Consider the following 12,588-nt stretch of genomic DNA (forward strand, 5'->3'; position numbering starts at 1 on the left):
AGGAATCGTCTTTCATTATTTTGGTGCAATGACAATGTATCGATTGGGTTCTCTTCCCTCTGAATGGGTATCGACCCTTTTGGAATCCACTAAAGCGGTGTGGATCACTTTTCGTTCATAAGAGGGCATCGGTTCCAATGAAACAGAGCGATTGGTGCGCAGTGCCTTTTCTGCTAAACGTTCCGCAAGCGTTGTCAGCGTCTGCTTCCGTCTTTCCCGATAGTTTTCGGCATCCAACAGGATCGTGATGAACTGACCGGATACCCGATTGGCGACCAATTGCGACAAATGTTGAAGAGCATTCAACGTTTGTCCTCTTTTGCCAATCAATAGAGCCATTTTTTCACCGGAAATGTTGAATTCCACATCTCTTCCATCCCTTTTCACATCTATGGTCGCTTCCACGCCCATTTCACGTGCGACGGATAGAAGAAAATTCTTCGCTTCCTCTACCGGATCAACCGCTTTCTTCACTTGGACGACTGCCGGCCTTCCGCCGAACAATCCGAATAAACCTTTTTTACCTTGATCAATGACGTCGATCTCTGCTTCTTCTTTGGTGATATTCAGTTGAGACAAGGCTGATTCAATGGCTTCTTCCACCGTTTGACCAGTCGCTTCTACTTCTCTCACTTTTTCTTTCCTCCCGAATTCCCACCAGCTTTGACTGCTTGCGCTTCTTTAATCTCAGGTCCCTTGATGAAGTACGTTTGAGCAATCATGAATAGATTTCCGACCACCCAGTAAAGGGATAGAGCTGCAGGGAAGTTAATCGCAAAAATGATGATCATGACCGGCATGATATAAAGCATCATGGCCATTTGCGGATTCTGATTCGCTGTACCCGCCATCATTAATTTTTGTTGGATGAACGTTGTTAAACCTGCTACTAAAGGTAAAATATAGTATGGATCCGGATTACCGAGATCGAACCATAAGAAGTTATGCGCTTTGATTTCCTGTGTTCTGACGATCGCATGGTAGAAACCGATCAAGATCGGCATTTGAACGATCAATGGTAAACAACCCGCTAACGGATTCACCCCGTGACTTTGGAATAAAGCCATCGTTTCTTGTTGAAGCTTTTGCTGAGTTTGTGCATCTTTAGAGCTATATTTTTCACGCAGTTTTTTCATTTCAGGTTGTAATGCCTGCATGGCTTTTGAATTTCTCGTTTGTTTGATCATCAATGGCAGAATCGCTAAACGAATGAGCAATGTAACGATGACAATCGCTAATCCGTAAGATCCGCCCATGAATTCTGCAACCATGGTGATCAATTGCGATAAAGGATAGACAATATATTCATTCCATATTCCGCTACTATCAGATGTAATCGGCTTATTGTAATCTGTACAACCTGATAGAATAGCCATTAGCCCAATGATTCCCACCAGGGCTATCATTCTCTTTTTCACCCTTATTTTCCTCCCAACTAATATCTTTCAAATAAAATGTAAACAAGTACCATCATCCCGTACCCAAAAAAAGTACAATCCCTCGTATTGTAACATCTTTTCCTTGGCTTGTGATGACGAAACCTGTCATTCTCTCAAAATGTTATGACTTCTTCCTATCATATTTGCCATAAGAAGACCTTTTCAATACTTTTCCTCTTTTTAATACATGGGTGAGACTCCCCTTCACCTCATGGAAATTCATGTCGGCCGCCGGTTTTCTGGCGATGATAAGATAATCGTACTGATCGTGCACCTCTTCTTGTAGTTCTAAGAATGCCTGCCTTACATACCGCTTTATCTGATTTCGACAAACAGCATTTCCGATTTTCTTACTTACGGAGATTCCAATTCGAAATGGCTGAGGCTCTTCCTTCTTTAATAGATACAAGACGAATTGACGATTCGCGAAGGATGTTCCTTTTTTAAATATTTCCTGGAACTCTTTATTTTTCTTTACTCTTTGTTCTTTCCGCATGGACCACACCTAATTTTCATTTTTGTCTTGATCTAACCTCGACATTATTGGCTCATTCATATGAAATTATAAGTACTTTTTCTCGTTAACCATAATACGAACGAGCCAAATCGTCTTATTTTCTAATAGAAAGGAAAAAAAAGACCACTGAGTCAGTTCAGTGGTCTAGGCAGATAGTACTTTTCTTCCTTTGCTGCGACGGCGAGCTAAAACATTGCGTCCGTTTTTAGAGCTCATACGTGCACGGAAACCGTGATTCTTTTTTCTTTTGCGGTTATTTGGTTGAAACGTTCTTTTCATCTATGACACCTCCCTGAAGGATATCTTTAAAAAAAGTTAAAGACATTCCTCACTATTATAAAGACGGTACCCATAAAAAGTCAACACTCAGATTATTTTTCTTTTTAAGTGTTACTTCATTGAAGTTTTTTATGAACATTAAAATGTTAATCGTTCGTTTACTGCTCTGTTCTATTAGCTTAGTGGTGGATTGGAAGGAGATTACGCTCCCTTTCCGCGGACGAGCGGGCAAGCCTCCTCGCTTCGCTGCGGGGTCTTTCCCAGCCCGTTTTTCCGCAGGAGTCTCGCAAATCTCCTTCCAATCCTAAAGAAAGATCAATGAACAGTGCACTAGGTTTTATATGTCCACTGCTTAGAAGATAAACACATGAAATCGTTAGAAAAAAGTTACCAGTTTCCTTTTGCATGGTAGCAGAATGCTCAAATAGCCGTTTTTAATAATGTGGTGGATCAATCAAAAAATCCTTCCCACAAAACTAGAAATAGGATTATCCCTAATATAGATTTTGAAAAAGTTGCATACTCATATAGTTGATTGGAGCGGAAGGGGCTCGACTCCTGCGGGAAACGCGGGAAAGTTGAGACCCCGCAGGGCTTTAGCCCGAGGAGGCTCAACTCACGCCCCGCGGAAAGCGAGCCCCTGGAGCGGAAATCAACCACTACTCTCTCCGTAATTAGTTTCCTTCTACAAACCCTATCCCATTTTTCTATTTAACGTGCCTGTGGATAGGATTCGACATGGTTTTAAATTATCCACAACACATACTGACAACTTTTTCACAAGTTCTTGGGTTGTGGACAATTTCATTCCACAAGGTGTGGGGGGTTGTGGATAAAATTTAAAAAGCATTGCACCTCTAAGGATATTTTGATATGATTATTGTGTTTTCACTCTTGATAACTGTGTTTACGGAAATAACTTATCCACAAAATGTGGATATCATGTGGGTAACTTATACAGAGGGTTTGTAAAACGTTGTCCACAAGTGGTGGATAATGTCGAAAAACCATTTTCCTTCCTTATTATATATATTTTCCACATTCAACGAATTGTATTTTTATAAAATAGCGTGAGTTTAAGGAATGTATAGCACGTAATGATTGTACAGAAGTTATACAAACTAAGAAAAGGAGGGATCAGGATTGGAGAATATCGGGGATCTTTGGAGCAAGGCCTTAGAAAATATCGAAAAAAAGATCAGTAAACCAAGCTTTGATACTTGGTTGAAATCAACTAAGGCCCATTCCATTCAAGGGGACACCCTTGTGATTACAGCTCCAAATGAATTTGCTAGAGATTGGCTGGAAGGCCGTTACTCTCAGCTAATCTCAGGGGTTTTGTATGATATTACGGGCGAAGAACTAGTCGTGAAATTTATCATTCCTCAAAACCAGGAGCCGGAAGAGTTTGATATTCAAATACCGCCAAAGTCGATGAAGGATGATGATCAGCAGGATATCAACCAAAATATGCTGAACGCTAAATACACGTTCGACACGTTTGTTATCGGTTCGGGCAACCGGTTCGCCCATGCCGCTTCTTTGGCTGTGGCTGAAGCACCTGCCAAAGCCTATAATCCCTTATTTATTTATGGGGGAGTCGGTCTTGGAAAAACTCACTTGATGCATGCCATCGGCCATTATGTACTTGAGCATAATCCCGCTGCAAAAGTGGTTTATCTATCATCTGAAAAATTCACCAACGAATTCATTAACTCCATCAGGGATAATAAAGCAGTCGATTTCCGCAACAAATACCGGAATGTTGACGTTTTATTAATCGATGATATTCAATTTTTAGCCGGTAAAGAACAAACACAAGAGGAATTTTTCCATACTTTTAATACCTTACATGAAGAAAGCAAGCAAATTGTCATTTCCAGTGATCGGCCACCGAAGGAAATCCCGACACTTGAAGATAGACTTCGTTCCCGATTCGAATGGGGGCTTATAACAGATATCACTCCACCGGATCTCGAGACGAGAATTGCGATTTTACGAAAGAAAGCAAAGGCTGAAGGACTGGATATTCCAAATGAAGCCATGCTTTATATAGCTAATCAGATTGATTCGAATATTCGTGAGTTAGAGGGTGCATTGATCCGTGTCGTCGCGTACTCTTCTCTTATAAATAAAGATATCAATGCAGATCTTGCAGCCGAGGCGTTGAAAGATATCATCCCGAGCTCGAAGCCAAGGGCGATTACCATCCAGGAAATTCAACGTGTCGTTGGGGAGCACTTCAATGTGAAGCTAGAGGACTTTAAAGCAAAGAAACGAACAAAGTCCATCGCATTCCCAAGGCAAATCGCCATGTATTTATCAAGGGAAATGACGGATTCCTCCCTTCCGAAAATCGGCGAAGAGTTTGGCGGACGTGATCACACGACTGTCATTCATGCTCATGAGAAAATCAGTACATTACTCGGAACGGATGCTCTTCTTCAGCAGCAATTGAAGGAAATTCGTGAAACATTAAAGGCCTGATTCTACACACAACCAAACTGGATAATGTGAATAACTCCGACTAACTAGCACACAGTCTGTCCACATGTGGATAGGCTGTGTTTACGTTCGATTCATACACTTATCCACATATCAACAGGCCCTACTACTTCTATTACTATTTTTAAATAAATTATTTAGTATATGATTCAGTCCATAAAATTATGTGCAAATTGGAGGAATAAATCATGAAATTTGTTATTCAAAGGGACTATCTTGTCCAGAGCGTCCAGGACGTTATGAAAGCTGTCACATCAAGAACGACCATTCCCATCCTGACCGGGATCAAGATCATTGCCACTGAAGATGGTGTTACATTGACAGGTAGTGATTCGGATATCTCGATTGAATCCTTTATCCCCAATGAGGAAGAAGGCACTGAAATCGTTGGGATCATGGAAACAGGCGGCATCGTCCTCCAGGCAAAATTCTTTAGTGAGATCGTTAAGAAATTACCGAAAGATACGGTAGAAATCGAAGTTCAGAGTCACTTCCAGACAGTCATTCGTTCAGGACAGGCAGAATTCAATTTGAACGGGCTGGATCCTGAAGAATATCCGCATCTTCCTCAAATTGAAGAAGGAAACGGAATAAAAGTATCAACGGATCTTCTTAAAACGATGATCAGACAAACCGTATTTGCAGTGTCCACCTCAGAAACACGCCCCATCTTGACAGGTGTAAACTGTCAGATCGAAGACGGGGAGCTAAGCTGTATTGCAACAGATAGTCACAGGCTTGCCATGAGAAAAGCACCGATCGAAACCAATCATGATGCTTCTTACAATATCGTGATTCCAGGAAAGAGCTTAAATGAGTTGAACAAGATCCTAGATGATACGGATGAACCAGTGGAAATCGTCATTACGGAAAATCAGGTCCTGTTTAAGGCAAAACATTTATTATTCTTCTCAAGACTATTAGAGGGGAATTACCCGGACACAAGCCGATTGATTCCATCTGATACGAAAACAGAATTGACCCTTAATACAAAAGAATTTTTACAAGCGATCGATCGTGCATCGCTGCTGGCGAGAGAAGGCCGGAACAACGTCGTGAAACTTTCGACCCTTGATGGTGGAATCATTGAAATTTCGTCAAACACTCCTGAAATCGGGAAAGTCATCGAGCAGGTGGAAAGCCATTCGGTGGAAGGGGAAGAACTGAAAATCTCTTTCAGCGCAAAATATATGATGGACGCGTTAAAAGCGATTGAAGGAACGGAAATTCATGTGAACTTCACAGGAGCGATGAGACCGTTCGTATTGAAGCCGCTTCATGATGAATCCATCCTTCAGCTGATCCTTCCGGTTAGAACGTACTAAAAATCAAAAGCCAACACCTTCGAAAAAGCTCAGGTGTTGGCTTTTTACATTTAGGGAATCCTTCTGAAATCAACTGCGACCATATTCTCCATTTTTCGTTAGTTGTGACTTAACTCCATTTAGAGTAAAATAATATATTAGAGACTTTATACGGAAAGTAGTGATTTTAGTGGCGAAAGAGATCACCATCGAAACAGAAATCATCACATTGGGACAATTCCTGAAGCTTGCTGAAGTGATTCAGTCCGGTGGGATGGCGAAATGGTTCTTAAGTGAATATGAAGTATACATAAACGGGGAACAAGACCAAAGAAGAGGGAGAAAACTTACGGTTGGAGACAAAGTTGAAATTCCTGAAGTAGGGGTCTTTGTGGTTGCTGGAGAATAATAAAGGGTGTTATGTCCATGTACATTGAACAATTGGAATTAAGAAACTACCGTAATTACGAATCGATCGACGTGAGTTTCGAAAATAAGGTGAACGTCATTCTTGGAGAAAATGCTCAGGGGAAGACGAATATCATGGAGTCTATCTATGTCCTGGCAATGGCTAAATCCCACCGTACCTCGAATGATAAAGATTTAATCCGTTGGGACCAGGAATATGCTAAAATAAAAGGTAGGATTCAGAAATATAACGGTGGTTTACCTTTGGAGCTGATCCTGTCCAAAAAGGGGAAAAAGGCGAAGAGTAATCACCTTGAACAGTCTAAATTGAGTCAATATGTCGGGAATATGAATGTTGTCATGTTTGCACCTGAAGATCTTCATTTGGTAAAAGGGAGCCCTCAAGTCAGGCGCCGTTTTATTGATATGGAAATCGGTCAGGTTTCTCCTGTTTATTTACATGATATCAGCCTTTATCAAAAAATATTACAGCAGCGGAACCATTATTTAAAACAGTTGCAGACGAGAAAACAAAAAGACCAGACGATGCTTGATGTTTTGACCGAACAGTTCATCGAGATGGCGGTGAAGATTACGAAGAAACGATTTGAGTTCGTTCAATTGTTGGAAAGTTGGGCGAAACCGATCCATTCAGGGATTTCAAGAAACCTGGAAACGTTGGAAATCGTATATAAACCGTCTTTGGATGTATCAGATAATCAAGAATGGTCAAAAATGGTAGATATATATGAGCAGAAATTCGATGATATCCGTGAACGGGAAATTGATCGGGGTGTGACCCTGGTCGGACCGCATCGGGATGATCTTCAATTTATTGTGAATGGACGGGATGTTCAAACATTCGGGTCACAGGGGCAGCAACGGACGACAGCCCTCTCTGTGAAGCTTGCAGAAATCGAGCTGATACACTCTGAGATCAAAGAGTATCCCATCTTACTTCTGGATGATGTGTTATCTGAGTTGGATGATTATCGTCAGTCTCACTTATTAAATACCATTCAGGGGAAAGTTCAAACCTTTGTGACCACAACCAATGTGGACGGGATTGATCATCAAACCTTAAACGAGGCGACTACGTTCGAAGTGGAAGCCGGATCTATGAAAAGATTGAAATGAGGTGTTACCTTGTACATACATGTTGGAGAAGATGTCATGGTACGTACAGATGAAATCATCGCAATTATTGATCGAGACACCGTTCAATTTTCAGAGGAAATTCAACATTTTCTAAAAACGAAAGATCATAACCTTTGCAATCTTGCAAAGGGTTCATATAAATCTCTTGTTATCACAACGGGCCAGTTGTATCTTTCACCACTGGCATCCAGTACGTTAAAGAAGCGATCAAAGAAATACTCAAACTATGAGAATTTATTATAGAAATATAAAGCCCTGAAGGTTAGAAAGTGTAGGTGAATCAGTATGGCTATAGAACAAAATCAAGCGCAAGGCGGCTCCTATGATGAAAATCAGATTCAGGTTTTAGAAGGTTTAGAGGCCGTTCGGAAAAGACCGGGTATGTATATTGGATCAACAAGCGGCAGAGGTCTGCATCACTTGGTGTGGGAAATCGTTGATAACAGTATTGATGAAGCATTAGCCGGACACTGTAGTGAAATCGAAGTCATCATTGAAGAGGATAACAGTATTACCGTGACGGATAATGGACGTGGGATTCCGGTCGGTATCCACGAAAAAATGGGACGTCCTGCCGTAGAGGTCATCATGACGGTCCTTCACGCGGGCGGTAAGTTCGGCGGCGGCGGATACAAAGTATCCGGAGGTCTGCACGGAGTAGGGGCCTCGGTTGTAAATGCCCTTTCCACGGAACTTGAGGTACATGTCCATCGTGATGGGAACATCTACTATCAGAAATTCGAAAAAGGTGTTCCGAGCTTCGACCTTAAAGTGGTCGGAGAAACGGATAAGACCGGAACGATCATCCACTTCACTCCAGATCCTGAAATCTTTACTGAAACGACGGAATACGATTATGACACACTGGCAAACCGTATTCGTGAATTGGCGTTCTTGAACAGAGGGATCCAGATCAGTATTGAAGATAAGCGCGGAGAAGGGAAAAGACGGGACTACCATTATGAAGGTGGAATCAAGTCATACGTTGAGCACCTTAACCGTTCGAAAGAAGTCATCCATGAAGAACCGATCTACATCGAAGGTGAGAAGGATGATATCACCGTTGAAATCGCCCTTCAATACAATGACGGTTTCGCAAGCAATCTTTACTCATTCGCCAATAACATCCACACCCATGAAGGTGGAACCCATGAGTCTGGATTTAAAACGGCTTTAACGAGGGTCATCAATGATTACGCCCGTAAAAATAATGTATTCAGAGAGAACGATGCGAATCTTTCAGGGGAAGATGTCCGGGAAGGTCTGACAGCCATCATCTCGATCAAACATCCTGACCCTCAATTCGAAGGTCAGACGAAAACAAAACTCGGGAACTCGGAAGCAAGGACGATTACGGATTCTCTATTCTCAGAGCATCTGGAAACATTCTTACTTGAAAACCCGGTTGTTGCCCGGAAGGTCGTTGAAAAAGGCCTGATGGCTGCCCGTGCCCGACTGGCTGCGAAAAAAGCAAGGGAGCTTACCCGCCGTAAGAGTGCTCTTGAAATTTCAAGTCTGCCTGGTAAACTGGCTGACTGTTCTTCCAAAGACCCGAGCATCAGCGAAATCTATGTGGTTGAGGGTGACTCAGCCGGTGGATCGGCCAAACAGGGACGTGACCGTCACTTCCAGGCCATCCTTCCACTGCGCGGTAAAATCATCAACGTTGAAAAGGCACGTCTTGATAAGATCCTTTCTAATAACGAGGTCCGTGCGATCATTACAGCTCTCGGGACTGGTATTGGTGAAGACTTCAACCTGGCTAAAGCAAGATACCATAAAATCGTGATCATGACCGATGCCGACGTTGATGGCGCTCATATTCGTACACTATTATTAACGTTCTTCTATCGTTACATGAGAAATATCATTGAAGCAGGTTATATCTATATCGCTCAACCACCTTTGTACAAAATACAACAAGGGAAGAAGATCGAGTACGCCTACAATGATAAAGAACTGGATCGAATACTTGCAGAAATTTCTCCGACGCCTAAACCTGGAATCCAGCGTTACAAAGGTCTTGGAGAGATGAATCCAGAGCAGCTTTGGGAAACGACAATGGATCCGGAATCAAGGACCTTGCTGCAAGTAAGCCTTCAAGATGCGATCGAAGCCGACGAAACCTTTGATATCCTGATGGGTGACAAAGTAGAGCCGAGACGTAACTTCATCGAAGAAAACGCTGCGTACGTTAAGAATCTGGATATTTAACGAAAACTTTTTTGAAATAGTACAGGATAGACCACGTGCTATCCTGTCTTTTACATAGCGGACAAGGTAAAGAGTAAGAAAGGTATAAATCTTTCTTTAAAAGGAGGTCCCTTTTACTATGGCAGAAACACCAAGATCGAATGTTAAAGAGATTAATATAAGTAGTGAAATGCGCTCGTCTTTCCTGGATTACGCGATGAGTGTCATCGTTTCACGTGCCTTACCAGATGCACGTGATGGCCTTAAGCCCGTCCATCGCCGTATTTTATATGCGATGAATGACCTCGGAATGACGTCTGACAAAGCATACAAGAAATCAGCACGTATCGTCGGTGAAGTAATCGGTAAGTATCACCCTCATGGTGACTCAGCTGTTTATGACACCATGGTTCGTATGGCACAGGATTTCAACTATCGCTATATGCTGGTTGACGGTCACGGTAACTTCGGTTCTGTGGACGGTGACGCCGCAGCGGCCATGCGTTATACAGAAGCACGTATGTCCAAGATCTCTATGGAACTCATTCGTGATATTAATAAAGACACAATTGATTATAAAGATAACTATGATGGCACTGAGCGGGAGCCGGAGGTATTACCTGCCCGTTTTCCTAACCTTTTGGTTAATGGTTCTTCAGGAATCGCCGTAGGAATGGCAACGAACATCCCTCCCCATAATCTTGGAGAGGTCATCGATGGAATCCTTGCATTAAGTAAAGATCCTGACATTACGATTCAAGAGCTGATGGAATTCATCTACGGACCTGATTTCCCTACTGCCGGTTTGATTGTGGGAAGAAGCGGGATCCGTCGCGCTTACGAAACAGGTAAAGGTTCCATCACCATGCGTGCCCGTGTGGAAATCGAAACAAAGAGCAATGGAAAAGAAACGATCATCGTCCATCAAATTCCCTATCAGGTGAATAAAGCGAGACTCATTGAGAAGATCGCGGATCTGGTCCGGGATAAGAAGATTGATGGCATCACGGATCTTCGTGATGAATCGGATCGTAATGGTATGCGCATCGTAATCGAAGTACGAAAAGATGCCAATGCTAACGTCCTGCTTAATAATTTGTATAAACAAACAGCACTTCAAACAAGCTTCGGGATCAATCTTCTGGCACTTGTAGACGGTCAGCCGAAGGTATTGAACTTAAAAGAATGTCTCTATCACTATCTTCAGCATCAACGTGTAGTCATTCGCCGCAGAACGGAATTTGAATTGCGCAAAGCTGAAGCAAGGGCTCATATTTTAGAAGGTCTGAGGATTGCCCTCGATCACATTGATGAAATCATTGCCCTTATCCGTGGTTCTCAAACAACAGAGCTTGCGAAACAAGGGTTGATGGAGAACTTCTCCTTATCCGATAAGCAGGCCCAGGCGATCCTGGATATGCGTCTTCAACGTCTAACCGGTTTAGAACGTGAAAAAATTGAAGATGAGTACCAGGAGCTGGTGAAGCTGATTGCTGAACTAAAAGCGATCCTTGCAGATGATGAAAAGGTCCTTGAAATCATCCGTGAAGAACTGATCGAAATCAAAGAACGCTTCAATGATGAGAGGAGGTCTGAAATTGTAGCGGGTGGAATCGAGAACATCGAGGATGAAGATTTGATCCCTAGAGAGAACATCGTCGTTTCCCTTACCCATAACGGTTATATCAAACGTCTCCCAGTTTCCACCTACCGCAGTCAAAAACGTGGCGGAAGAGGGATCCAGGGTATGGGTACCAATGATGAAGACTTCGTCGAACATCTGTTGACGACTTCTACTCATGATACGATCCTCTTCTTTACGAACAAAGGAAAAGCGTATCGTGCAAAAGGATATGAAATCCCTGAGTTCAGTCGTACCGCGAAAGGACTTCCAATCATCAATCTGCTTGGCGTAGAGAAAGATGAGTGGATTAACGCCATGATCCGCGTAGAAGAATTCGTGGACGATTGGTACTTATTCTTTACCACAAAGCAGGGGATCTCCAAGCGTACACCGGTATCGGATTTCGCCAATATCCGGACGAACGGATTGATTGCCATCAACCTTCGGGAAAATGATGAGCTGATTTCCGTCAAATTGACTGATGGCGAAAAAGATATGATCATCGGTACGAAGCAGGGTATGTTGATCCGTTTCCCTGAAACAGACGTTCGTTCCATGGGAAGAACGGCAACCGGAGTAAAAGGAATCAACCTGAGTGATGATGATATCGTTGTCGGGATGGAGATCCTTGAGGACAAGAGTGATGTCCTGGTCGTCACGGTAAATGGTTACGGTAAACGTACTCCAGCCAGTGAATATAGAGTCCAAACCCGTGGTGGTAAGGGATTAAAGACATGTAATGTAACTGAGCGTAATGGAGAACTCGTCTCTGTCAAAGCCGTTACAGGCGAAGAAGACTTAATGATCATCACCGCCCATGGTGTTCTCATCCGTATGGACGTCAATGACATTTCCACAACGGGACGTAACACCCAAGGAGTCAAGCTTATTCGTCTTCAAGAAAGTGAATTCGTTTCAACCGTCGCCAAAGTTGAAAAAGAAGATGAAGAAGAAACGGAAGCGCCGGTCGAATCTGTTGAAGGAATGGAACAGCACGATATGGAAGACCAACCAGCTTCAGATGAGGCTGATGAAGACACAGAAGAATAAATAATAGAGTAAGCTATTTTCAGGAATGGGTGTCCATTCTGGAAATAGCTTATTTTTTTTGTCAGGGACCTATTTATTTTTTAAAAATAACAACTACAGCTCGCCGAATTT

General features: G+C 42.6%; 11 protein-coding genes. 7 read left to right on the top strand and 4 right to left on the bottom strand.

Annotation, left to right across the window (positions count from 1 at the left end; genetic code table 11):
- Positions 1-15: 15 nt before the first annotated feature.
- The 4 genes from jag to rpmH all read right to left on the bottom strand — a co-directional run bounded on the left by jag (position 16) and on the right by rpmH (position 2,235).
- A complete protein-coding gene (gene jag, locus M1J35_RS02700) occupies positions 16-633 on the bottom strand; it encodes an RNA-binding cell elongation regulator Jag/EloR (RefSeq protein ID WP_034764752.1) in 618 nt (205 codons plus the stop codon).
- Positions 630-1,418 carry a YidC family membrane integrase SpoIIIJ gene (gene spoIIIJ, locus M1J35_RS02705; protein ID WP_034764750.1) on the bottom strand — a complete coding sequence of 263 codons (789 nt, stop codon included), beginning with the start codon at positions 1,416-1,418 and terminating at the stop codon, positions 630-632. The genes jag and spoIIIJ overlap by 4 nt, the downstream gene beginning before the upstream one ends.
- 142 nt (positions 1,419-1,560) lie before the next feature.
- On the bottom strand, positions 1,561-1,935 hold the full coding sequence (gene rnpA, locus M1J35_RS02710) for a ribonuclease P protein component (protein WP_034764749.1): 375 nt from the start codon (positions 1,933-1,935) through the stop codon (positions 1,561-1,563).
- Between the two features lie 165 nt (positions 1,936-2,100).
- Positions 2,101-2,235 (bottom strand): 50S ribosomal protein L34, encoded by a 135-nt coding sequence (gene rpmH, locus M1J35_RS02715; RefSeq protein WP_034764748.1) that lies wholly within the window; start codon positions 2,233-2,235, stop codon positions 2,101-2,103.
- Positions 2,236-3,378: 1,143 nt separating this feature from the next.
- Here rpmH and dnaA point away from each other — a divergent pair.
- The 7 genes from dnaA to gyrA all read left to right on the top strand — a co-directional run bounded on the left by dnaA (position 3,379) and on the right by gyrA (position 12,477).
- Positions 3,379-4,722, top strand: a complete 1,344-nt coding sequence (gene dnaA / locus M1J35_RS02720; protein WP_061811179.1) for a chromosomal replication initiator protein DnaA — start codon at positions 3,379-3,381, stop codon at positions 4,720-4,722.
- A 206-nt stretch (positions 4,723-4,928) separates the two neighbouring features.
- Positions 4,929-6,065 carry a DNA polymerase III subunit beta gene (dnaN, locus tag M1J35_RS02725; protein WP_034764746.1) on the top strand — a complete coding sequence of 379 codons (1,137 nt, stop codon included), beginning with the start codon at positions 4,929-4,931 and terminating at the stop codon, positions 6,063-6,065.
- Between the two features lie 169 nt (positions 6,066-6,234).
- The gene (gene yaaA / locus M1J35_RS02730; RefSeq protein WP_034764734.1) at positions 6,235-6,453 is read left to right on the top strand and encodes a S4 domain-containing protein YaaA; all 219 of its coding nucleotides are present in this window, start codon (positions 6,235-6,237) and stop codon (positions 6,451-6,453) included.
- Positions 6,454-6,470: 17 nt separating this feature from the next.
- Complete coding sequence (recF, locus tag M1J35_RS02735) at positions 6,471-7,589, top strand: DNA replication/repair protein RecF (protein ID WP_224522407.1); 1,119 nt, start codon at positions 6,471-6,473, stop codon at positions 7,587-7,589.
- A 36-nt stretch (positions 7,590-7,625) separates the two neighbouring features.
- Positions 7,626-7,853 (top strand): extracellular matrix regulator RemB, encoded by a 228-nt coding sequence (gene remB / locus M1J35_RS02740; protein WP_229596311.1) that lies wholly within the window; start codon positions 7,626-7,628, stop codon positions 7,851-7,853.
- 42 nt (positions 7,854-7,895) lie between these two features.
- On the top strand, positions 7,896-9,824 hold the full coding sequence (gyrB, locus tag M1J35_RS02745) for a DNA topoisomerase (ATP-hydrolyzing) subunit B (protein ID WP_224522406.1): 1,929 nt from the start codon (positions 7,896-7,898) through the stop codon (positions 9,822-9,824).
- A 118-nt stretch (positions 9,825-9,942) separates the two neighbouring features.
- Entirely contained in the window at positions 9,943-12,477 is a 2,535-nt protein-coding gene (gene gyrA / locus M1J35_RS02750) for a DNA gyrase subunit A (RefSeq protein WP_254652730.1), read from the top strand.
- Positions 12,478-12,588: the final 111 nt, after the last annotated feature.

This window comes from Rossellomorea sp. KS-H15a, from assembly GCF_024195245.1.
GTDB classification, from domain to species: Bacteria; Bacillota; Bacilli; order Bacillales; family Bacillaceae_B; genus Rossellomorea; species Rossellomorea vietnamensis.